20 protein-coding genes, 1 tRNA gene, 1 other RNA gene and 2 pseudogenes are annotated in these 22601 nt (G+C 41.1%); all 24 read left to right on the top strand.

What is annotated here, in order from left to right:
* Window positions 1-226, top strand: a pseudogene (locus BLS24_RS12865) (transposase); the annotation flags it as partial.
* A 492-nt stretch (window positions 227-718) separates the two neighbouring features.
* Window positions 719-1699: an ORF6N domain-containing protein gene (locus BLS24_RS12870; protein WP_091759897.1), complete on the top strand. Its 981-nt coding sequence runs from the start codon at window positions 719-721 to the stop codon at window positions 1697-1699.
* A gap of 144 nt (window positions 1700-1843) precedes the next feature.
* Window positions 1844-2497, top strand: a complete 654-nt coding sequence (locus BLS24_RS12875; RefSeq protein WP_091759900.1) for an HAD family hydrolase — start codon at window positions 1844-1846, stop codon at window positions 2495-2497.
* A gap of 44 nt (window positions 2498-2541) precedes the next feature.
* A complete protein-coding gene (locus BLS24_RS12880; RefSeq protein ID WP_091759903.1) occupies window positions 2542-4203 on the top strand; it encodes an extracellular solute-binding protein in 1662 nt (553 codons plus the stop codon).
* Between the two features lie 95 nt (window positions 4204-4298).
* Window positions 4299-4382, top strand: a tRNA-Leu gene (locus BLS24_RS12885).
* Between the two features lie 156 nt (window positions 4383-4538).
* Window positions 4539-4982, top strand: a complete 444-nt coding sequence (locus BLS24_RS12890; RefSeq protein WP_091759907.1) for a hypothetical protein — start codon at window positions 4539-4541, stop codon at window positions 4980-4982.
* Between the two features lie 32 nt (window positions 4983-5014).
* Window positions 5015-5605, top strand: coding sequence for a DUF6465 family protein (locus BLS24_RS12895; RefSeq protein WP_091759910.1), 591 nt, complete (start codon window positions 5015-5017; stop codon window positions 5603-5605).
* A 35-nt stretch (window positions 5606-5640) separates the two neighbouring features.
* Window positions 5641-5952 (top strand): hypothetical protein, encoded by a 312-nt coding sequence (locus tag BLS24_RS12900; protein ID WP_071175575.1) that lies wholly within the window; start codon window positions 5641-5643, stop codon window positions 5950-5952.
* A 109-nt stretch (window positions 5953-6061) separates the two neighbouring features.
* On the top strand, window positions 6062-7069 hold the full coding sequence (locus BLS24_RS12905) for a deoxyguanosinetriphosphate triphosphohydrolase (RefSeq protein ID WP_091759913.1): 1008 nt from the start codon (window positions 6062-6064) through the stop codon (window positions 7067-7069).
* A gap of 3 nt (window positions 7070-7072) precedes the next feature.
* Window positions 7073-8851, top strand: a complete 1779-nt coding sequence (dnaG, locus tag BLS24_RS12910; RefSeq protein WP_091759915.1) for a DNA primase — start codon at window positions 7073-7075, stop codon at window positions 8849-8851.
* Window positions 8852-9465: 614 nt separating this feature from the next.
* Window positions 9466-10647, top strand: a pseudogene (gene rpoD / locus BLS24_RS12915) (RNA polymerase sigma factor RpoD); the annotation flags it as partial.
* Window position 10648: 1 nt separating this feature from the next.
* The gene (locus BLS24_RS12920; RefSeq protein ID WP_091759918.1) at window positions 10649-11446 is read left to right on the top strand and encodes a class I SAM-dependent methyltransferase; all 798 of its coding nucleotides are present in this window, start codon (window positions 10649-10651) and stop codon (window positions 11444-11446) included.
* A 9-nt stretch (window positions 11447-11455) separates the two neighbouring features.
* On the top strand, window positions 11456-13111 hold the full coding sequence (locus BLS24_RS12925; protein ID WP_091759922.1) for a nucleoside kinase: 1656 nt from the start codon (window positions 11456-11458) through the stop codon (window positions 13109-13111).
* A gap of 2 nt (window positions 13112-13113) precedes the next feature.
* Complete coding sequence (locus BLS24_RS12930) at window positions 13114-14157, top strand: NAD-dependent epimerase/dehydratase family protein (protein ID WP_242872301.1); 1044 nt, start codon at window positions 13114-13116, stop codon at window positions 14155-14157.
* Window positions 14150-14794, top strand: a complete 645-nt coding sequence (locus BLS24_RS12935) for a S1 family peptidase (protein WP_091759926.1) — start codon at window positions 14150-14152, stop codon at window positions 14792-14794. The genes BLS24_RS12930 and BLS24_RS12935 overlap by 8 nt, the downstream gene beginning before the upstream one ends.
* A gap of 120 nt (window positions 14795-14914) precedes the next feature.
* Entirely contained in the window at window positions 14915-15217 is a 303-nt protein-coding gene (locus BLS24_RS12940) for a hypothetical protein (RefSeq protein ID WP_091759929.1), read from the top strand.
* A gap of 96 nt (window positions 15218-15313) precedes the next feature.
* On the top strand, window positions 15314-16888 hold the full coding sequence (locus BLS24_RS12945) for a vWA domain-containing protein (protein ID WP_091759931.1): 1575 nt from the start codon (window positions 15314-15316) through the stop codon (window positions 16886-16888).
* A 60-nt stretch (window positions 16889-16948) separates the two neighbouring features.
* Window positions 16949-17422, top strand: a complete 474-nt coding sequence (locus BLS24_RS12950; RefSeq protein ID WP_091759935.1) for an RNA polymerase sigma factor — start codon at window positions 16949-16951, stop codon at window positions 17420-17422.
* Window positions 17415-17951 carry a hypothetical protein gene (locus tag BLS24_RS12955; protein WP_091759938.1) on the top strand — a complete coding sequence of 179 codons (537 nt, stop codon included), beginning with the start codon at window positions 17415-17417 and terminating at the stop codon, window positions 17949-17951. The genes BLS24_RS12950 and BLS24_RS12955 overlap by 8 nt, the downstream gene beginning before the upstream one ends.
* A 43-nt stretch (window positions 17952-17994) precedes the next feature.
* An RNA gene (gene rnpB / locus BLS24_RS12960) (RNase P RNA component class A) lies at window positions 17995-18347 on the top strand.
* 240 nt (window positions 18348-18587) lie between these two features.
* Window positions 18588-19451, top strand: coding sequence for a 5-dehydro-4-deoxy-D-glucuronate isomerase (gene kduI / locus BLS24_RS12965; protein WP_091759941.1), 864 nt, complete (start codon window positions 18588-18590; stop codon window positions 19449-19451).
* A 105-nt stretch (window positions 19452-19556) separates the two neighbouring features.
* The gene (locus tag BLS24_RS12970) at window positions 19557-20402 is read left to right on the top strand and encodes a gluconate 5-dehydrogenase (protein WP_091759944.1); all 846 of its coding nucleotides are present in this window, start codon (window positions 19557-19559) and stop codon (window positions 20400-20402) included.
* A 24-nt stretch (window positions 20403-20426) separates the two neighbouring features.
* On the top strand, window positions 20427-21389 hold the full coding sequence (locus BLS24_RS12975; RefSeq protein WP_091759947.1) for a bifunctional 4-hydroxy-2-oxoglutarate aldolase/2-dehydro-3-deoxy-phosphogluconate aldolase: 963 nt from the start codon (window positions 20427-20429) through the stop codon (window positions 21387-21389).
* Window positions 21390-21429: 40 nt separating this feature from the next.
* The gene (locus BLS24_RS12980; RefSeq protein WP_071175588.1) at window positions 21430-22455 is read left to right on the top strand and encodes a sugar kinase; all 1026 of its coding nucleotides are present in this window, start codon (window positions 21430-21432) and stop codon (window positions 22453-22455) included.
* Window positions 22456-22601 lie beyond the last annotated feature (146 nt).

Below are 22601 nucleotides of genomic sequence, written 5' to 3' on the forward strand. Positions count from 1 at the left end.
CTGGGAAGATTACATGGAAGAATGTGAGAATATAAGGTACACAGAAGGAATGAAGGATCTCTATTCTCACAGAAAAGAAACAATAGAGAGAATCTTTGGAACAGCAAAAGAGAACCACGGATTCAGATATACGCAGATGTATGGCAAGGCGCGGATGGAAATGAAGGTCGCGCTTACCTTTGCGTGTATGAATCTGAAAAAGCTTGCAAGAATCAAGCATGAATGGCGGTTAGAGATGGCCTGATAGAGGCCGTTTCTATCCTTTATTATCAATAAAACACTCGCGAAAAAGAAAAATGGTCTTGAGAGCTACGCTCTCAGGACCACTTTGTCTACAGTCTGAAAGGACTAGTTCGAAAGAACTAGTCCTTTTTTGTCGTGTGGAAGAGGACTCTCACCCAGCAGCTTCGCTGCTCGGGTTCTGGGATTCTCACTAGACTCGCTCGTTGTCACGGCTCGTCAAGTGTTCACCCATGGCTCGCACTAGGCTCGAAAATACCTCGCCAAGTGCTCTGCTCAAAGTCCCATTTGGTTTCCCGGTTGTTAGTTGTTTTTTACTGAAAAAGGAGTAACGTCGTCATTAAAAAGAACATATGTACGAAAATGATAAAATGAGATATAATGATCTGGTGTCATTAAACTTGCTATCCAAAAATCGGATAGCAAGTAAAAATGCGTAAATAAATATAATTGAATCTTTTTGTAGAAGGGATTTTTAATGGCAAAAAAGAATGAGATTTTACTCATGGATGATCGCGAGTTGGAAGAAAAGGTTTACGTTGTGCGTGGTGTACAGGTGATGCTAGATTTTGAGCTTGCTGAAATATATGGGTACACAACAAGTAAGCTTAACGAGCAGGTTAAAAATAATAAGGAGAGATTTGTTGGAGAGGAGTTTATGTTTCAACTCACTACGGAGGAGTTTCATAACTTGAAATCCAAAAATCGGATAGCAAGTTGGGGAGGACGAAGAATTCCACCACATGCATTTACAGAGCAGGGAGTCTATCTTCTTATGACTGTATTAAATGGTAAACTTGCAGTAGAACAAAGTAGGAAGTTGGTTTGGCTATTCAAGAAAATGAAAGATCATATAATAGAGAACAAAACTATGATTTCAGGACATGATCTTTTAATGCTAACAGCTTTGACAGAGCAACATTCGCAAGCAATTAAGAAAATTGAATCTGAGATGGTGAAAAAAAGTGATCTCTCAGATTTTATGAGACTTTTTAATAGTGAATTAAATGATGAGGAGTTTTTATTATTAGATGGTGAACCATTTAAAGCGGATGTTGCATATCAGAAGATTTATGGAAAAGCGAAAAATAGTATCATAGTGATTGATGACTATATTGGAGTAAAGACTCTTCGACATCTTGCAAGTTCAAAATCTAATGTGGCACTTACGATTATTTCAGATAATAAAGGTGGAGCACCTCTTCGTTTGTCCGAATATAATGACTTTACGACAGAATATTATGGAAGAACAATTGATTTTATAAAAACAAATAACAGAGCACATGATCGATACATTATTATTGATAATGCGACAAAGGATATAAAGCTATATCATTGTGGAGCTTCAAGTAAGGATGCAGGAAAAAGAATTACGACAATCTCAAGGATTATTGATGTGGAAGCTTATGAGAACATTATTCAGCAATTATTAGTTAATCCAAAATTGATATTAAAATAAGTATGTGTTGAGTACTATGAACTACTAAGGAATACTTAGTAATTTGCCAAGCTAAAGATAATGGAGACGTAATATTGAGCCTGTGACAACTTTTGCTAAGACGGGGATTTTGTGCTATATTTGTAGAGAAAAGGCGGTATTTTAATGGACTACAAGGCAGTTATTTTTGACATGGACGGAACGGTTCTTAACACAATTGAGGACCTGACAGATTCCGTTAATTATATTATGAGAAAGTTCGATCTTCCTGAGAAAACACTGGATAAAGTTCAGCACAGTGTGGGAAGTGGAGCAGCGGTCCTGATGGAGAGGATTCTTCCAGATGGACGAGACAATGAGAGATTTGATGAGATATTAGAGGCCTACAAAGCTTATTATTTTGATCATTGCAATATTAAGACAGGCCCTTATAAGCACATCCCAGAACTCCTTGCTGAGCTCAAGAAGCGCGGCTACAAGATGGCTATCGTTTCTAATAAGTCTATGGGGGCTGTAAGAGAGCTTAGAGACCTATATTTTAAGGACTATGTAGATGTTGCTATTGGAGTAGCAGAAGGTCTTGAGAGAAAGCCAGCTCCTGATGAGTGCTTGGAAGCTATGAAGCAGCTTGGAGTTAGCAAGGAAGATTGCATTTATGTTGGAGACTCAGAGATTGACCATCTGACAGCGGTCAATACAGGGCTTAAATGTATATCATGTCTTTGGGGCTTTAGAACAAAAGAGGAACTTTTGAAAGTTGGCGCTGAAAACAATTACTTCGTAAATGATCCTCTTGAAATATTGGATATATTAAAATAGACATTTTTGAATGATACGACTGGCATATAAATGAGGCAAAGACCATGAGAAAAAGCTTATTTAACATTTTCATTTTGGTATGTGTTGGTATAGGTATAAATTTAACGCTAGTCTTGTGGTTTGATTCAAAGAGGACAAGCAAAAGCGGTGAAGAACAGGTTAAGGAATTCACTGCTTTTTTTGCTGTCCAGGGAACAGAGATAGATGATCACAATGATATCAGTGAGCTTATAGCTGAGAAGACAAATTGCAAGGTAAAAGAGTCGTGGCTTCAAAATGAGGGTGTTGAAAAAGCCATAAGTAAGATGATAGAAGATGATGAGTATCCTGATTTTATCGATGCTGGAGAGATGAGCTCTGTTTTGTATGAAAAGGGCGCGCTAGTGCCTCTTGATGAGTACATTGAAAAGTATCCTAATATCAAAAATTATTTTAGCGAAGACCAGTGGAATGAGCTAAAGCAGTCTGATGGGCATATTTACTGGATTCCTCAGTTTTCTAGCTGTTATGGGGAGGAAAAGGGCTGCGTCCATGCAGAGGAAACTTTTTGGATACAGACAAAGGTCCTTAAATGGGCTGGTTATCCGCAGATCAGAACAATGGATCAGTATTTTGACCTTATTGATGATTATTACAATGCTAATCCTACGCTTTCAGATGGTACACAAGTCATCCCTTACACCATCCTGTGCGAAGACTGGAAGTATTACTGTCTTGAAAATGCGCCAGCTTTTCTTGATGGTTATCCAAATGATGGTTCAGTCATAGTTGATCCTACTACTAATACCATAATTGATTACAATACTACTGATACAGCCAAGAAATACTTTAAGAGACTTAATGAGGAGTACAAAAAAGGTATCGTAGATCCGGAGTCTTTTACCCAGTCCTATGATCAGTACATAGAAAAATTATCATCTGGAAGAGTTCTTGGAATGATCGACCAGTGGTGGAATTTTGCCTATGTTGCTGAGGATGCCTTCAAGGCTAAGGGGCTTGATAAAGAGGGATGCCAGTATGTTCCTCTTCCTGTAACTATCAGTGAAGATGTCAAGAATCAGTGGCACTGTTCAGCCCAGGTTCTTCATAGCAGTAGCGGACTTGCCATTACAAAGAGCTGTAAAGATATTGACGGAGCCATGAAGTTTGTAAATGATCTTCTTGGTCAGGATATTCACAACCTTAGATTCTGGGGGGTTGAGGGTGTGGACTATAAGGCCGATACAAAGGGTATGTTTTATAGAACTCCAGAGATGAGAGCAAATGCAGTTGATGCTTCTTACAAAAAGGAGCATTTTTGTGATTACTCATATTTCCCTCGTTTTACTGGAACGAGTAGAGATGGCAGGAATGCCATGCAGCCAGAAGACCAGAAGGGCGAATTTTACGATACACTTTCTGATGACCTTAAGGAATGTTTTGATGCTTATGGAGCCCAGACCTATGTGGATATGCTAGGCGTAAACTGTGCTCCAGGCCCATGGTATCCTATGTATACCTATTCTCAGACCATGACAAATGCAACTGATGGAGGAAAAGCTTGGAGACTTATGGAAAATTGTAAGCACCAATATCTTCCTCGTGTTGTAATGGCAGATAATTTTGAAATGGCGTGGAATACCTATCTGGAGGCTTATTCTTACTGCAAGCCGGAGGACTTTATTGCTGAAATGCAGATAGAACTTGATCGGAGAATCAATAAGTAGAAAAAAACTTAAAAAAATTTGAAATTTTCTGTTGACGTTTTAGAATTACAATGCTATTATAATCAAGTCGCCACGAGAGAGCGGCGACGGGAAATGCGGAAGTGTCGGAATTGGCAGACGAGCAAGACTAAGGATCTTGTGATGCTTACATCGTGTGGGTTCAAGTCCCATCTTCCGCACGAACAAAAGGAATCAGTTCATTGAACTGGTTCCTTTTTTTGTTTTGTGCGGAAGATGGGACTTTGTTGTGCGTAGCTTTTTTTAAATCCTTACAGGGTGTATACTGTTCTTAGTGTTTTAATGGTTTTAAGAAATCATTGTTAGGGGGACAGAACATGGAAGAAAAGAATAAAGAGAACGAACAGCCCGTTGCTACTGAAACAAGTGCACCTTCTGAGGCAGCTCTTTTAACGCAGATGCGAGATCTCCACAAGAAACAGCTCTTTTGGCAGAAGATATCAACTTGTTGCATAGCAGTTATGGCGGCAACAGTAGTGATCGTAGCGATAGCTGTGGTTCCAAAGGCGGTGGGCACCATTCATAACGTGAATCAGGTTGCTATCAAGGCTCAGACATCTCTTGAAGATATGGATGAGATGATATCCAACATCACAGAAGCCAGCAGTGGTATGAACGAGCTTGTTAAGGAAAACGGCGAAGGTCTTACAAGTGCAGTCAATAACCTTTCAGAGATCGACTTTGAGGGACTTAATACTGCCATAAAGGACTTGCAGGATGCCATTGGACCTATGGCTCAGTTTATGAACAAGTTTAAGTAATCAGCACATTTAATAGACAGGAGGACGCAGATATGGGAAAAAAGTCACCGGTAGATGAGATCAAAAAGGTTGCAGAGCCTATCATCAGAGATGTAAAGGTAGCTGCAAAGCCTGTTACAGACAAGGCCGAACCATATATAAAAGAGATCAAGAGTAAGGCAGAGCCTGTAGTTAAGGATATAAGGAGCAAGGCAGAGCCAGTTGTAAATGACCTTAAGACAAAGGCAGAGCCTGTTTATGAGGATGTTCTTGAAAAGGCAGAGCCAGTTGTTAATGATCTTAAGAATAAGGCAGTTCCTTATCTTAACAAGGCAAAGGAAAAGACAGCTCCTGCAGCAAAGGCTGTAAAGAAGCAGTCTGAGAAGGCAGCAAAGGTTGCTAAGACAGTAGGCAATGATCTTTCTCTTAAAGCTGCCAAGTATACCTGCAAAGAGGAAGTATTCATTCAGTACAGTCACCATGAGCTTAGAGCAGCTGACATTATTGAAAGAGCCAAGAAGGACTACGTAAATAATGGTCACAAGCTTACAAGCATCAAGGAGATCCAGGTTTATATCAAGCCATCTGATAATGCAGCATATTATGTTGTAAATCATGAGGATACTGGTAAAGTAACCTTCTAATACCTATTATTTTGTTAAGGATGGTTTTTTATTAAATGGCAATAGAAGTAAGCAGTTTTTTTAATCTGATGCATTATGAGTATGGAGAGGCATATTTTGGAAGCTACAAGGGAATGCGCTACAGACTTGCAAGAGAGCCTCTTGAGAACGTCAAGTTTGTTCCTGTGGACCAGAGAGGCCCTGCAACACTTATGGCTACAGTGTGGCCTGAGCCTAACTCATATGCTCATACAGACAAGTCTTTAATGACATCAGAGAATTTTGAAGTATCCCAGGAAGGCCTTGAACAGGCGGTTCAGTGGATAAACGACCAATATACTTCAAGAGAGTCAGAATGGACTAAATAATTTTTTTGAAATAAAAAAAGGATTTTGAGAACTCACACAGAATATTAAAGTGTGGGTTCTTTTTTTAGCTTTTTTACAAATTAAAACCACAGAAAGAAGACAAAAACATTTGATAATTCGTACTCAGTTAGAAGAAAGAGAAACGCAGATCTTAAGTAAACATGCAACTCTTAGCATGAATTCCAAAGGAAGAGAAAAAGAAGAAAAGCAGTGTGATATAAGGCCTTGCTTTCAGAGGGACCGCGACAGGATCTTGTATTCCAAATCCTTTAGGCGTCTGAAGGACAAGACACAGGTCTTTTTGTCTCCAGAGGGTGATCACTATAGGACTCGTATGACTCATACCCTTGAGGTGTCACAGAATGCAAGGACTATAGCCAAGGCTCTTATGTTAAATGAGGACCTTACAGAGGCCATTGCTCTTGGCCATGATCTTGGACATACTCCTTTTGGACATGCAGGTGAGAGGGCTCTTAATGCTGTGTGCCCTGATGGATTTAGACACAATGAGCAGAGCCTTAGAATAGTTGAGAAGCTTGAGAACTATGGACAGGGCATGAATCTAACTTGGGAAGTCAGAGATGGTATTCTCAATCACGAGATGGATCTGACACCTAGCACTCTTGAGGGCAAGGTTGTGAGACTTTCTGACAAGATTGCCTACATGCACCATGATATGGATGATGCAGTACGTGGCGGAATCATCACAGAGGAGGAAGTTCCTGACGACATCAGCAGAGTTCTTGGTCATACCAGTGGAGAGTGGCTTGATACCTTTATTCATGATATCGTAGCCAACAGTCTTGATCAGGATGATATCAAGATGTCACCAGAAGTTAATGATGCTTTCTTTAAACTGAGAACATTTATGTTTGACAGAGTCTACACCAATCCTATAGCTAAGGGACAGGAAGGTAAGGTAGAAGAGATGATCAAGATTCTTTACCAGTATTATCTTGAACACATCGAGAAGCTTCCTGATTATCTTCAGAATATGCTTGAAACTGGAGAGACCAAGGAGAGGATTGTCTGTGACTATGTAAGTTCTATGACAGACAGATATTCAATCGCAGTTTTTGAAGAGGTTTATATACCTCATACATGGGGAGTTTTATAATTTATGCGTTATTCGGAGGAGCTTATCGAGGAAGTGCGCTCTAGTAACGACATTGTGGATGTGATCGGGCAGTATGTTCACATTCAAAAGAAGGGTTCCAATTACATGGGACTTTGCCCTTTCCACAATGAAAAGTCCGGTTCCTTTTCAGTATCGCCAAGCAAGCAGCTTTATCACTGCTTTGGTTGCGGGGCCGGAGGCAACGTTATTACTTTCTTGATGAAATATGACAATTTAACATTCCAGGAAGCGGTCAAACAGCTGGCGGACAGAGCCGGTATCAAGCTTCCTGACGAGGATAATTCTCCGCAGGCCAAGGCTTTGCGAGATAAAAAACAGATCCTTTACGATATCAATAAAGAGGCAGCCAAGTATTACTACTACCAACTTAGAGGTAAGAGTGGCCAAAAGGGCATGGAGTATTTTAGAGGGAGAAAGCTTTCTGATGAGACCATGCAGCACTTTGGACTTGGATATGCCAATATTTCAAGTAATGATCTTGTCAAATACCTTAAGGACAAGGGATATACCGATGCTCAGATCATTGAGGCAGGTCTTGCTTCTCATGATGAGAAGATGGGAACCCATGACAAGTTCTGGAATAGGGTAATGTTCCCGATTCAGGATGCGTCCCAAAAGGTTATAGGATTTGGTGGACGAGTTATGGGAGATGGCAAGCCCAAGTACCTTAATTCGCCGGAGACACCAATCTTTGACAAGAGCAGAAATCTGTTTGGCCTTAATTATGCCAAGAATTCCAGAGCAGGGTACATGATCATCTGTGAGGGCTACATGGATGTCATAGCTATGCATCAGGCAGGCTTTGATATGGCAGTAGCTTCCCTTGGTACAGCCTTTACTACAGGACAGGCTATGATCCTTAAGAGATACACTGACGAAGTTATCTTGTCCTATGATAGTGATGAAGCGGGAACCAAGGCGGCCCTTAGAGGAATAGGCATACTAAAAGAGGCAGGAATCAAGGGTAAGGTCTTAGATCTTAGACCATACAAGGATCCCGATGAGTTCATCAAGAATCTTGGTAAAGAGGCCTTTGAAGAAAGAATCAGAAATGCAGAGAATACGTTCTTCTTTGAAGTAAGGATCATGGAATCAAGGCATGATATGTCAGATCCTGAATCCAAGACAGAATTCCACAGAGAGCTAGCCAAAAAGCTCTGTGAATTTGAAGAGACCCTTGAAAGAGAAAACTATATTGAGGCTGTTGCAGCCAAATATAATATAGCGGTTGATGACCTTAGAAGACTTGTGGCATCCTTTGCTGCAAAGGGCGGACTGGTCAAACCTGCAGAGAGACCAAAGTCAGGTATTCAAAAGAAGAATACTCCTGAGGATGGAGCAAGGAAGAATCAAAGGCTACTCCTGACTTGGCTCACAGATGAGCCAAAGCTCTTTTCCAAGGTTAGCAGGTACGTAACGCCAGAGGATTTCTCAGATGAACTCTATAGGAGTGTCGCAAGAGAACTGTTCATGGGAATGCAAAATGGCAACTTCTCACCGGCAGCGATCCTGGACAGATTCACTGAGGAAGAGGAGCACAGGCAGGTTGCTGAGATGTTTAACACCAACCTGGTTGAGATAGAGACCAAGGATCAGAGGCGCAAGGCCTTTCACGATATCATCTATGGAGTTAAGCTTGCAGGATATGAGAGGCAAAAGAGTGAACTTAAGCCGGATGATCCAGATTTTTTGACCAAGACTATTCAGGGCAAAAAAGAACTTGAGAAGCTAGCACACGCAGATATATCGCCAGACGATTAAAAAAATAAAAAGAAGGAATGGAACTTAAAATGGCAAAGAAAGAGATAGAAACAAAAGAGACAAAGAAAGCTACAAAGGCTGCTAAAGCCGAGGTTTCCAAGAAGGAAACCGTAAAAAAGACTACTGCCAAGAAGGCAGAGGAAAAGAAGCCAGCTAAGGCAGCAAAGGCTGAGAAGGAAGAAAAACCAGCAAAGAAGACAGCTGCAAAGAAGACTGCAGAAGCTAAGGAAGAAGCTCCAAAGGCTGCAAAGACTACTAAGGCTACTAAGAAAAAGGAAGAGGTAGTAGAAGAAAAGCCAGCAAAGAAGGCAGCTGCAAAGAAGACTGCAGAAGCTAAGGAAGAGGCTTCAAAGACTACTAAGGCTACTAAGAAAAAGGAAGAGGTAGCAGAAGAAAAGCCAGCAAAGAAGGCAACTACAAAGAAAGCAGCAGAGGAAAAGGAAGAGGCACCAAAGGCTGCTAAGACTTCTAAGAAAAAAGAAGTAGTAGTAGAGGAAAAGCCAGCTAAGGAAACAAAGGCTACAAAGGGCAAGAAGGTTGTTAAAACTGAGGTAGAATCAAATGGTTCAGATGATGAAGAACCTGATGAGGCTACAAAAGAGCTCGTTAAACAGAAAGTAAAAGAGATCCTTGTCATTGCCAAGAAGAAAAAGAATGCTCTTGATTATGCAGAAGTTAGTGATTTCTTTGCTGATATCAATCTTTCTGAAGAGCAGCTTGGTAACGTTTTAGATGTTCTTGAGAATTCCGGAGTCGACGTTCTTAGAGCAACAGACAATGATGATGACCTTCTTGAAGTTGAAGATGACGATATGATCCTTACTGATGAGGATGAGGTAGATATGGAAAATATCGACCTTTCAGTGCCTGATGGAATCAGCATTGAAGATCCTGTCAGAATGTACTTAAAAGAGATCGGTAAAGTTCCACTTCTTACAGCTGACCAGGAGATCGAATTTGCTAAGGCTATGGAAGCTGGTATTGAAGCTAAAGCTCAGCTTGATGAGGATAAAGAAAAGAACAAGCTTTCAGATGCCAAGAAGAAAGAGCTCAATGCTATCATCTACGAAGGAGAAGAGGCCAAGAAGCGCCTTGCAGAAGCTAACCTTCGACTTGTTGTAAGCATTGCCAAGAGATATGTAGGTAGAGGTATGCTCTTCCTTGATCTTATCCAGGAAGGTAACCTTGGTCTTATCAAGGCTGTAGAGAAGTTCGATTTCCGTAAGGGATTCAAGTTCTCAACATATGCTACATGGTGGATCAGACAGGCTATCACAAGAGCTATCGCTGACCAGGCTAGAACAATCCGTATTCCTGTTCACATGGTTGAGACTATCAACAAGCTCATCCGTGTAAGCCGACAGCTCCTTCAGGAACTTGGCCGTGAGCCACTTCCAGAAGAGGTTGCTAAGGAAATGAACATGCCAGTTGAGCGTGTACGTGAGATCTTAAAGATCTCTCAGGAGCCTGTATCTCTTGAGACACCTATCGGTGAAGAGGAAGATTCACATCTTGGTGATTTCATTCAGGATGACAACGTTCCTGTACCTGCAGACGCTGCAGCGTTCACACTTTTAAAGGAACAGCTTGTTGAGGTTTTGGGAACTCTTACAGAGCGTGAGCAGAAGGTTTTGAGACTTCGTTTCGGTCTTGATGATGGAAGAGCTAGAACTCTTGAAGAAGTAGGTAAGGAGTTCAACGTAACACGTGAGCGTATCCGTCAGATCGAAGCTAAGGCCCTTAGAAAGCTTCGTCACCCTAGCCGTAGCCGCAAGCTCAAGGATTACTTAGATTAATATGACAGATATGGGAAACGCACCTATTTTATCGAAAATGTCCCAGAGGCTCGTAACCGTTGCTGAGATGCTAAGGGATGATAGTGGCAAGAAGCTTAACGTAGCTGATGTTGGCTGTGATCATGGCTATGTTTCTATCTACCTTGTTCAGAGCGGCATCGCATCAAGTGCAGTAGCCATGGATGTTAGACAGGGGCCACTTTCAGGAGCCAGTGATAACATCAGAGAATATGGGCTTTTAGATGTTATCACCACCAGACTTTCAGATGGGTTAAAAGAGCTTCAAAAAGGCGAAGCAGATTCTCTTATCATTGCAGGAATGGGCGGCAAGCTCATGGAAAGACTTGTAAAAGAGGGAAATCTAAAGGAGCTTGGTATCAAGACCGCAGTACTTCAGCCTCAGTCAGACCTATCTGAGTTCAGGGCATTTTTGCGAGAAGGAGGCTTTTTTATCACAGATGAAAAGATGATCCTAGAGGACGGCAAGTACTACTTTCCAATGAAGGTAGTAACTGACATGTCTCAGGATGAAAAAGAAGCAATCTTAAATGAGAATATAAAGAGCTTTCTGGATACAGACAGCTCTTTATCCAGGGAAGATGTAATAAGGCTCTTTGACCGTTATGGAGCTAGCAATCTTCTTAGAAGAGATCCTCTTTTAAAGAGCTTTTTAGAACATGGTAAAGAAGTCTGCGAAAGCATATTAAAGAGTTTGGATGATAATCATTTGGGGCGCATTACAGAAATAAAAGAAGAGCTTTCTGATATTTCTTTTGCCCTAAAATATATGGACGAATAGGAGAATAACATGCCTGTAATTACTATTAATGGAGTATCAAAGGAATATCCTAAGGGAACTTCTTTTGAAGACATTGCCAAGGAGTATCAGTCAGAGCACAAGTATAGAATCGCAGCAGTTATCTTTAACGGCAAGATCCGTGAGCTCATGAAGACTGTTAAAAAGGATGGAGAACTGTCTTTTGTAACCTATGCTGATGACATCGGTCACAAGACCATGCGCAGAACAGCTATCATGATGCTGATCAAGGCTATAAAGGACGTTTGCGGTGCCGAAAACCAGGCAAAGACCAAGGTAGAATTTACAATAGGTAACGGATATTATGTGACCATGAGGGGCGGAGTAGGGATCACAGATGAACTTGTAAAAAAGATCTCTGACAGATTCCAGCAGCTTATTGACGACAAGCTTCCTATCATCAAGAAGGTATATCCGCTTGATGAGGCAGTCGAGCTTTTTAGAAAGCAGGGAATGACTGACAAAGTGGCACTTTTAAAGTACCGCCGAAGCTCCGAGATCAACATTTATAAATTAGAGGACGTGTACGATTATTTCTATGGCTACATGCTTCCAAACACCTCATATATCGAGCATTTCCAGCTTGATAAGTATCACGATGGTATGCTCCTGACACTTCCTATGAAGATCGATCCAAATCTCTTAAAGGTTTCAGAGCCAAGAGAGAAGCTCTTTGAGACTATGAGACTTGCCAGTGACTGGGGCACAATGATGGGAATTGATAACGTCGGCGATCTGAATAATCAGATCTGCAGCGGACTTATCAATGAGATGATCCTTGTGCAGGAAGCCCTTCAGGAGCGCAGGATCGGTGAGATCGCCAAAAAAATCCATGACCGCAAAGATATCAAATTTGTTATGATCGCAGGACCAAGTTCATCAGGTAAGACAAGCTTTGCCAACAGACTTTCTATCCAGCTTCGTACCTATGGAATGGTTCCACATCCTATAAGCCTTGATAATTACTTTGTTAACAGAGAGATGACTCCAAAGCACTTAGACGGAAGCTATGACTTTGAGTGCCTTGGTGCTATGGATATAGAGCAGTTCAACACTGATATGACAAAGCTCTTAAATGGCGAGAGAGTCGAGATGCCAGAGTTTAACTTTGTAACCGGTAAAAGAGAAATGAACGGCGATTTTCTTCAGCTTGGACCAAGTGATGTTCTCGTGATCGAGGGTATCCATGGACTTAATGAGGAAATGAGTTATTCACTTCCTGCTTCATCCAAGTTCAAGATCTATATAAGCGCTCTTACAACTCTTAGTATCGATTCTCACAACAGAATCCCTACTACAGATTCCAGACTTTTAAGGAGGATTGTAAGAGACGCCAGAACAAGAGGAGCATCTGCCAAAAATACTATCAGCATGTGGCCTTCAGTTCGTGCTGGTGAAGAGGCTAATATCTTCCCGTTCCAGGAAGAAGCTGATGAGATGTTCAACTCAGCTCAGATCTATGAGCTTGCAGTTATCAAGCAGTACGCAGAACCTCTTCTTTTCTCAATTGGCAAGGATGAGCCAGAGTATTACGAGGCCAAGAGACTTCTTAAGTTCCTTGATTATTTTGTAAGTGTAGACAGTTCCTTCCTTCCAAAGAATTCAATCTGCAGAGAGTTCGTTGGCGGAAGCTGCTTTAAGGTATGATCATGAAATATAATAAAGATTATTTTGATGATGTCAGGCTGGCTTTAGAGGCTGTGCCTGACATCACAGCGTTATTTAATAAAAAGATATTTATAACAGGCTCTACAGGTATGATCTGCTCAGCAGTAGTGGAGATATTAGCTCTTTTAAACAAAGAAAAAGATGCTGGCATAGGGCTTATTCTTGCTGGCAGAAATAAAGACAGGATTGCTAAGAGATTTGAAGGCATTCTTGAAGAAGATGACTTTGAGTTTTGTGAGTATGACATGACTAAGGATTTTGGCATTGAGGCAGATGTGGATTATATCATTCACGGCGCCGGAAATGCTGATCCAGCCAAGATCACAGGCTTTCCTGTTGAGACTGTTAAGGGCAATATAGAGGGCCTTATGAGCCTTTTGGAGCTTGCAAGAAGTCATAAGGGCAGTAGACTCCTCTTTTTATCAAGCGGTGAGATCTACGGCAATAAGGACTTTGAAGCTGGCAAGAACAAGTTTACAGAGGAAGATTACGGCTATGTTGATATCTTAAATCCTAGAGCCTGCTATCCTATGAGTAAAAGAGCTGCAGAAAACCTCTGCATTTCTTATAACAAGGAATACGGCGTTGATACTGTTATTGCTAGGTCTTGCCATATTTATGGACCAAGTATCACAGAGTCTGACTCAAGAGCTACAGCTTCTTTTACCAGAGATGCTGTTGCAGGAAGAGATATAGTGATGAAGAGTAAAGGTGATCAATTAAGATCCTATTGCTATACACTAGACTGTGCCTCAGCTCTTTTGACAATACTGATAAAAGGAGCGCCAGCGAATGCCTACAATATCTCAAATAAGGACAGCGTTGTGACCATAAGAGACATGGCAGATGCTCTGGCAAGGGCTGGAGGCGTGAAGGTTGTATTTGAAAATCCTTCAGATGCTGAGCTTAAGAGCTACAATATGATGAACAGTTCCGCACTTGATGCTACTAAGCTTGAAAACTTAGGTTGGAGAGCATGTTTTGGACCTGAAAGAGGGGCGGAGGCTACTCTAAAATATGTATAACGACTGGAAAAAGAAGTACTACAGAAGGGCTATACCTATAGGAATCATGGTGTGGGTGCTCTTTGTTATTATGATGATAGGTACTACGGGACCTTTTAAAACCTGTGATATTAGTTATGGTGAAGCTATCGAAGATGCCCGCATGTCAGAAGTTCTGGTAGAAAGCGGGAATCTTCGGGGAGTTGGGTGTATATGGGATAGCGATGGCAGTAATCTGATCATAATAACAGCGGCCCATGTGATAGATGATTCTGAAGATATAGACATAATCTATGATTCTCAGACAGTAGAAAAGGCACGTCTGGTTAAGATAGATGAAGGTCTAGATATTGCTTATGTTGAGGCTACTGGACGCGGACCATACAGCATTGTTAAGCGTAAAGATAAGCTTCCTAAGGAATCAGAGAGTGTTATCATAGTAGATGCGGCTTCTCCTGACGCTTCTATAGGAGTTGTGGCTGAGCCTGATATTTACGTAGAAGACTTTGAGCACAACATGATCTATTGCCGCATTGAAGTTAATGAGGGGATGTCAGGAAGCGGTCTCTATGACAAGAAAGGTAACTTCATTGGAATACTTTTAGGTGGCTCAGATAGTGGCGAGGCAGTGTGTCTTTCAACGATCTATCTGGAATAAGTTCATCGTCACAAATTGGACACATTTTTTTCAAAAAAATTTCTAATAAAAACCACTATTTTTTCTGAAGTTTCCATTACAATATCTCTAGTCAAATAGATTGGGAAAAGAGAAAAAGTAATGGCAAGTTATAACAGGGCAGATACAATTAATTCACTAGCTATGGCGATGGGGGTTAAGCCGGTGTTAGATTACAAAAAGAACAAATATAATACAGCAACAGGTACTATTTACTGCAATGGTACGCAGTATAGTCCAGAGCTTTTGAGTCAAGCTATTGCTTATTTTGAGACTATGAGGAGCAAAGCTCGTAGCTCTTTGGCATCCAATTCAGAGATGATTGTTGCATATTGTGAAGTCGCAGTATCAGCGCTCAAAGAACTTCAGGATAAGCGAGTTGAAGAAATGGGTAATATTAAGTAACTAGTTTTTACTAGTTACTTTTTTTGTGCAACAAATACATTTTTCCCAATGTATATATATTAGGACAGTGTAATCTGTCAATTGGAGGGAAAAATTATGAAGAAGCAAAGAAAGGTATTGTCACTATTGTTAGGCATGTCTGTATTTGCCGGGGCAATCACTGGATGTGGAGGATCCAGAGTATACGAAGCTACATCATCTGACACGTATACGGAAGCAGCCTACGAAACGGCAGAATACGAATACTACACCGTGCCTGAAAACACTGAGTCTTATGAAAAGCCTGATGAAAATGGTTTCTTTGTAACTCAGGTTCAGCCGCTTTCAACTTTTGCAGCTGATGTGGATACAGCATCCTATGCAAATATCCGTAGAATGATCGAAAGCAAATATAGCTTATCTGACATTAACGCAGATGCTGTAAGACCAGAAGAATTCATCAATTATTTCAACTATGATCTTATCTCACCTGAAGGAAATGACAAATTTGGAGTAACTACAGAAATTGCTCCTTGCCCATGGAACGATGATCACAAGCTTATGTTCGTGGGAGTTAAGGCTCAGGAACTTGAATCTGACGAAGAGATCGTAAATAATCTTGTATTTCTAATTGATGTATCAGGTTCAATGTTTGACGATGATAAGCTTCCTCTTTTACAGAAGGCATTTACTGAACTTGTAAAAAATCTTCCTGATGAAGGAACAGTATCTATCGTAACTTACGCTGGTGACGACAGAGTGATCCTTGAGGGAGAAAGCCTTGCGAATAAGGATACTATCATCAGAGCTATAAACAATCTTGAAGCTGGCGGTTCAACAAACGGAGAAGCTGGAATCAAGAAGGCTTATCAGATCGCAGAAGCTAACTTTGTAAAGGGAGGAAATAACAGAGTTATCATTGCATCTGATGGAGATATGAATGTTGGTATCTCAAGTCCTGATGATCTTGAAAAGCTCATCGAGGAAAAGAAGGAAAGTGGGGTATTCCTTTCAGTTCTTGGATTTGGTACAGGTAACTACAAGGACGACAGAATGGAAAGACTTGCTGACTGCGGTAACGGTAATTATTCATATATAGATTCAATGCTTGAGGCCAAGAAGGTTCTCGTGGAGGAGATGAATTCTACATTATATACAGTAGCCAAGGACGCTAAGTTCCAGGTTGAGTTCAATCCAAACAAGATCAACGCTTACAGACTTATTGGATATGAGAACAGGATCATGGACGCTACAGACTTTAATGATGACACAAAGGACGGTGGTGAGATTGGATCTGGCCATACTGTAATAGCTCTTTATGAGATCATTGAAGATGGCGCTGAGTCAGCAGTTGAACTCAAGTATCAGAACAATGATGAGTCTGAAAAGAAGGATGATGGCCAGTACGCAGATGAATTTGCTACAGTAAATATCCGTTACAAAGAGCCTGATGCTGATACTTCTGAACTCATCAGTGTTGTAGTAAATGACGAGGCTGTATCTGAAGAGCCAAGTGAGAACCTTAAGTTTGCTGGAATGGTTGCTGAGTTTGCTATGATCCTTAGTGACAGTGAACACAAGGGCAATTCTTCTTTTGAATACATCATGGATACATACAAAACATTAGAAAATAAAGATGAGTACAAAGAAGAGTTCAACCAGTTGGTACGCATGGTTTCAAAGAACAGTTAATAATATTTTGCCAATATGATATAATTTTCCCAATGATTACAACAATTGGGAGATTATATCATGAAGGCTCAGCCTGAAGTAGTTTTAGATAAATATGGAAATATGCTTTTAAGAGTGGCTTACTCATATCTGCAGAATATGAGTGACGCTGAGGATATATTACAGGATACGCTGATCAAATACCTTAAATCCGCTCCTGAATTTGAAAATGAGAACCATGAAAAAGCGTGGCTCATAACCGTTGCATCAAACCTCAGCAAGAACAAGATCAGATATAACAAGATCAGAGAAGCTGACGAGCTTGATGAGGGGCTTGTAGCCAAGAAGGAAGAGGATCTTTCATTTGTGTGGGAAGCTGTCAAAGGACTTCCTGTAACACAAAGAGAAGTGGTTCATTTGTTCTATCAGGAAGGATATTCTACTAGAGATATTGCAAATATGCTTGAAAGAAATGAATCCACTGTGCGTTCTGATCTATTAAGAGCCAGAAAGCAGCTAAAGAAAATATTGAAGGAGGAATACGACTTTGAATAAATACAATGAAGTAATGGACAATATAAAAGTAACAGAAGATATGCGTAGCAGAATCCTTCAAAATATTGAAGCAGAGCTTGGAAAAGACGGCGCAGAGGAAACAGTTACAGAACCGGTTAAGAAAGCTAAAGTGGTAGATTATAGAAGAATCATCAGAATAGCTTCTACAGCGGCAGCAGTTATTGTAGGTGCTGTTATTCTTTCAAATGTAATGCTTAGAAACACTACAGATAGTTCAAGCTATTCAGCTCAGGTTTCAGAGGCAGAAATGTTTGCAGTAGATAAGACAGAAGCTTCTTTTGAGGCAGCAGGATCTGAAGGTGCATATGCTCCTGTAGATGAGTGCAAGACTGTTAATATTGACGGCGTAGATGTTAAGTTTTATGGTAGCGATGGTCTCTACTATGCAGCAGAGTGGGTAATTGATGGGGAAAATTACAGCGCTGTTTCAGACAATGTAGATGGAGTAAGCTTAGAAGAAATGAAGGCAATTGTTGCCAAAAACATGGAAAAGGTCAAAAACAATTGACAAATCTTTATTTCATGTTAAAGTAATTGTACTGTAGACAAAAAGAGCAGGATGGATGATCGCTGCCATGCAAACGAAAGGGCATGGGAGAGGAAAGTCCGGGCTTCGCAGGGCAGGATGCCAGATAACGTCTGGTGGAGGTGACTCCCAGGATAGTGCAACAGAGAGATACCGCCTGACTTATGTCAGGTAAGGGTGGAAAGGCAGTGTAAGAGACTACCGTGCTGGTGGTAACATCAGTAGCCATGTAAACCCCATCCGAAGCAAGACCGAATAGAGAGCAATGAACCGGCCCGGTTCGCTTTCAGGTGGGTCGCTTGAAACTGTCGGTGACGGCAGTTCTAGATAGATGATCATCTTAGAAGACATAACCCGGCTTATAGTCCTGCTCATTTTAGACTAAAACATATGTAAGTCCTTGGATATTCCAAGGACTTATTTTTTGTCTTTAAGAACAACTTTTGCAATGTCAATCATTTATGAACGTGGTACAATTTAGGCAAATTGAAAGCTCTTTCATAAGTTCAGGATTTGCAACTTTTTGACTTAAATATGAACTGACAAAGAATAAGTAATACTCTATGATGATAATTAAATACGAATAATATCATTATGGATATTCAGATTGGAGGGCATATGGAACTTAGAACAGCATGTTCACCTAGAGACGAGAAACACTATGATACTGCTAGACTGAGAGAAGAGTTTCTTATTGATGATCTTTTCCAGCCTGATACTATCAAGCTCGTTTACAGCCATATCGACAGAATCATTACTGGTTCAGCAGTTCCTGTCAAAGAGGAGCTTAAACTTACAGCAGGAGATGAACTTAGAGCAGAGTATTTCTTGCAGAGACGTGAGATGGGTGTTATCAACATCGGTGGCGCCGGTGTCATCACAATTGATGGCAAGAAGTATGACGTAGATTACAAGCAGGGTATGTATATCGGAATGGGAGCAAAAGATGTTTCTTTTGCAAGCTGCGATGCATCTAAGCCTGCAAAGTTCTACATCAACAGCGCACCAGCTCACAAGACATATCCTACAGTTCTCATTAAGAGAGAGGGTACACCATCAGAGGATGTTGTTATCATCAAAGATGAAAACAAGAAGGAACTCGGAAGCCTTGAGCAGGCTAATCACAGAGTTATCAACAAGTACATCCTTCCAGGACAGGTTGAGACTTGCCAGCTTGAGATGGGTATGACAGAACTTAAGCCAGGTAGTGTATGGAATACAATGCCATGTCATACACATGACCGCAGAATGGAAGTATACCTTTACTTTGATATTCCAGAAGATGCACTTGTTATGCACTTCATGGGCGAACCTACAGAGACTAGACATATCATCATGAGAAACGAGCAGGCTGTTATCAGCCCTAGCTGGTCAATTCACTCAGGATGTGGCACACAGGCTTACACATTTATCTGGGGAATGGTTGGAGAAAATCAGGATTTCGATGATATGGATGACTGCGCAATGCAGGATCTTAAGTAATCACTTGGCGAGGTATTATCGAGCCTAGTGTACTACTTAGTTCTGTCGAGTACGCAGTACGAGAGCAGAACTTCATTGTTTATTTGAATTAAGGAGGATATAATCATGCAGGATTTTTTAAAGAATTTTTCACTTGAAGGTAAGATCGCTTGGGTTACAGGTGCTTCTTACGGACTTGGACTTGCTTATGCAGTAGCTTTTGCACAGAGCGGAGCAAAAGTTGTATTTAATGATATCAACCAGGAACTTGTAGATAAGGGAATGGCTGAGTATGAGAAGCTTGGTATCAAGGCATTCGGTAGAGTATGCGACGTTACTAAGGAAGATCAGGTACTTAACTTTGTTGCTGAGGTTGAGAAGAATGTTGGAACAATCGACATCCTTGTTAACAACGCTGGTATCATCAAGAGAATCCCTATGATCGAGATGACTGTAGATCAGTGGCAGCAGGTTATCGATGTAGACCTTACAGGTCCATTCATCTGCTCAAAGGCTGTTCTTCCAGCAATGATCAAGAAGGGAAGCGGTAAGATCATCAACGCTTGCTCAATGATGTCAGAGTTCGGTCGTGAGACAGTATCTGCTTATGCTGCTGCTAAGGGCGGACTTAAGATGCTTACAAGAAATATCTGTTCAGAATATGGCCAGTACAATATCCAGTGTAATGCTATTGGGCCTGGTTACATTGCTACTCCTCAGACAGCACCTCTTCGTGAGAAGCAGGCTGATGGATCAATGCATCCATTCGACAGATTTATTCGTTCTAAGACACCAGCTCAGAGATGGGGCAAGACAGAAGACCTTATGGGACTTGCAGTATTCCTTGCTTCTCCAGCTTCTGATTTCATCAATGGTCAGGTTGTTTACATTGATGGTGGTATTTCCGCTTATATTGGTCAGGATCCTAATAACCTCGATCCTTCAAAATTTCAGGATGTAGAGGAAGATTAATTTATTGCTTGAAAGGAAATAGAAATGGATAAGATTTGTGAAGAACTTTACAAAATTGGTATCGTACCAGTAATTGCAATTGACGACGCTAAGGACGCTGAGCCACTTGCAGAGGCACTTATTAAGGGTGGTCTTCCAGCTGCAGAAGTTACATTCCGTACAGAAGCTGCTGAAGAAGCTATCAGAATTATTTCTCAGAAATTCCCTGAGATGATCGTTGGTGCCGGAACTGTTCTCAATGCAGAGCAGGCAGATCGTGCTAAGGCTGCTGGAGCTAAGTTTATCGTAAGCCCAGGATTCAACAGATCAAACGTTGAGTACATTCAGTCAATCGGAGTACCAGTAGTACCTGGAACAGCAACTCCTGGCGAAGTTGAGCAGGCAATTGAACTTGGTCTTGATTGCGTAAAATTCTTCCCTGCAGAGCAGAATGGTGGTATTGCCAAGATCAAAGCTATGGCTGCACCATATACAAAAATGCATTTCATGCCTACAGGTGGCGTAAATAAGAACAACTTAAATGATTACCTTGGATTCAACAAGGTATTCTGCTGTGGTGGTAGCTGGATGGTTAAAAAAGACCTTATTTCAGCAGGCAAGTTTGATGAGATCGAAGCAATGACAAGAGATGCAGTTAATGCAATGCTTGGTTTCACAATGAAGCATGTTGGAATCAACCAGACTGATGCTTCATCTGCAGAGGCTGTTGCTGATAAGTTTGATTCACTCTTTGGCTTCACCAAGAAGGTTGGTAACTCTTCAGTATTTGCTGGAAACGTTGTAGAAGTTATGAAGGCTCAGGGCCGTGGCACATGTGGTCATATCGCTATTGGAACAAACAACGTAGACAGAGCTGTTTATCACCTTGGTAAGCAGGGCGTTAAGTTTGATGAGACATCATTTGCATATGATGCTGACAATCATCTCAAAGTTGCTTATCTTGCTGATGACTTCGGCGGATTCGCTGTACATTTAGTAAAGAACTGATAGACAGTAAAATATAAAAGAGTTTTGGAGGACTAGTTAAATGGCAAAGAAAGTTGTTACATTTGGTGAGATCATGCTGCGTCTGCAGCCAGACAATTACTTAAGATTCGTTCAGGTTGATCACCTTGAGGCTACATTTGGTGGCGGAGAGGCTAACGTTTCTGTTTCACTTGCAAACTATGGACTTGATTCAGTATACGTTACAAAGCTTCCTAAGCATGAGATTGGACAGGCTGCTGTTAACTCTCTTAGAAAGTATGGCGTTGACACTTCTAAGATCACAAGAGGTGGCGACAGAGTAGGTATCTACTTCAACGAGAAGGGTGCTTCTCAGAGAGGTTCTAAGTGTATCTATGACCGTGCACATTCTGCAATCGCAGAGGCTGTTCCAGCTGATTTCAACTGGGATGAGATCTTTGAGGGAGCTGAATGGTTCCACTTCACAGGTATTACTCCAGCTGTAAGCGACAGCCTTGCAGAGATCACACTTGAGGCTGCTAAGAAAGCTAAAGAGCATGGACTTATGGTATCATGCGACCTTAACTACAGAGGAAAGCTCTGGAGCAAGGAAAAGGCTGGTAAGGTAATGGCTGAGATCTGCCAGTATGTAGATGTTTGTATCGCAAACGAAGAGGATGCTTCTGATGTATTCGGAATCGCTGCTTCTTCTACAGACGTTACAACTGGTAAGCTCAACAGAGAAGGCTACATTGAGGTTGCTCAGAAGCTTACAGAGAGATTTGGCTTCAAGAAGGTTGCTATCACACTTCGTGAGTCTATCTCTGCTAACGACAATAACTGGAGTGCTATGCTCTACACAGATGGACAGGCTTACTTCTCCAAGAAATATGCACTTCGTATTGTTGACCGTGTTGGTGGCGGAGATTCATTTGGCGGTGGACTTATCTATAGCTGCGTAAACGGATTTGATCCACAGGCTACAATTGAGTTTGCTGTTGCAGCATCAGCTCTCAAGCACACAATCGAAGGAGACTTCAACCTTGTTACTGTTGATGAAGTAAACAAGCTTGCAGGTGGCGACGGATCAGGTCGTATCCAGAGATAATCAAATACTTATAATTATTCATGTAGGCCTGTAAAAGAAAATTTCTTTTACAGGTCTATTTTTTGAAATTTTTGTTTAAAACAAGACCAAAAAAGACAGAAATCATTGTTTAAAATTACTGACACTAATGTATAATGTAATAGAAT

The sequence above is a fragment of the Butyrivibrio sp. INlla18 genome, from assembly GCF_900103635.1.
Lineage (GTDB): Bacteria > Bacillota > Clostridia > Lachnospirales > Lachnospiraceae > Butyrivibrio.

Excerpts from the sequence above, each read along its gene's own strand:
- BLS24_RS12875 (WP_091759900.1), top strand. The coding sequence starts at position 1,844 with ATGGACTACAAGGCAGTTATTTTTGACATGGACGGAACGGTTCTTAAC.
- BLS24_RS12970 (WP_091759944.1), top strand. The coding sequence starts at position 19,557 with ATGCAGGATTTTTTAAAGAATTTTTCACTTGAAGGTAAGATCGCTTGG.
- BLS24_RS12880 (WP_091759903.1), top strand. The coding sequence starts at position 2,542 with ATGAGAAAAAGCTTATTTAACATTTTCATTTTGGTATGTGTTGGTATA.
- BLS24_RS12940 (WP_091759929.1), top strand. The coding sequence starts at position 14,915 with ATGGCAAGTTATAACAGGGCAGATACAATTAATTCACTAGCTATGGCG.
- BLS24_RS12900 (WP_071175575.1), top strand. The coding sequence starts at position 5,641 with ATGGCAATAGAAGTAAGCAGTTTTTTTAATCTGATGCATTATGAGTAT.
- BLS24_RS12980 (WP_071175588.1), top strand. The coding sequence starts at position 21,430 with ATGGCAAAGAAAGTTGTTACATTTGGTGAGATCATGCTGCGTCTGCAG.
- BLS24_RS12890 (WP_091759907.1), top strand. The coding sequence starts at position 4,539 with ATGGAAGAAAAGAATAAAGAGAACGAACAGCCCGTTGCTACTGAAACA.
- BLS24_RS12930 (WP_242872301.1), top strand. The coding sequence starts at position 13,114 with ATGAAATATAATAAAGATTATTTTGATGATGTCAGGCTGGCTTTAGAG.
- dnaG (WP_091759915.1), top strand. The coding sequence starts at position 7,073 with ATGCGTTATTCGGAGGAGCTTATCGAGGAAGTGCGCTCTAGTAACGAC.
- kduI (WP_091759941.1), top strand. The coding sequence starts at position 18,588 with ATGGAACTTAGAACAGCATGTTCACCTAGAGACGAGAAACACTATGAT.
- BLS24_RS12870 (WP_091759897.1), top strand. The coding sequence starts at position 719 with ATGGCAAAAAAGAATGAGATTTTACTCATGGATGATCGCGAGTTGGAA.
- BLS24_RS12920 (WP_091759918.1), top strand. The coding sequence starts at position 10,649 with ATGACAGATATGGGAAACGCACCTATTTTATCGAAAATGTCCCAGAGG.
- BLS24_RS12935 (WP_091759926.1), top strand. The coding sequence starts at position 14,150 with ATGTATAACGACTGGAAAAAGAAGTACTACAGAAGGGCTATACCTATA.
- BLS24_RS12950 (WP_091759935.1), top strand. The coding sequence starts at position 16,949 with ATGAAGGCTCAGCCTGAAGTAGTTTTAGATAAATATGGAAATATGCTT.
- BLS24_RS12925 (WP_091759922.1), top strand. The coding sequence starts at position 11,456 with ATGCCTGTAATTACTATTAATGGAGTATCAAAGGAATATCCTAAGGGA.
- BLS24_RS12975 (WP_091759947.1), top strand. The coding sequence starts at position 20,427 with ATGGATAAGATTTGTGAAGAACTTTACAAAATTGGTATCGTACCAGTA.
- BLS24_RS12945 (WP_091759931.1), top strand. The coding sequence starts at position 15,314 with ATGAAGAAGCAAAGAAAGGTATTGTCACTATTGTTAGGCATGTCTGTA.
- BLS24_RS12895 (WP_091759910.1), top strand. The coding sequence starts at position 5,015 with ATGGGAAAAAAGTCACCGGTAGATGAGATCAAAAAGGTTGCAGAGCCT.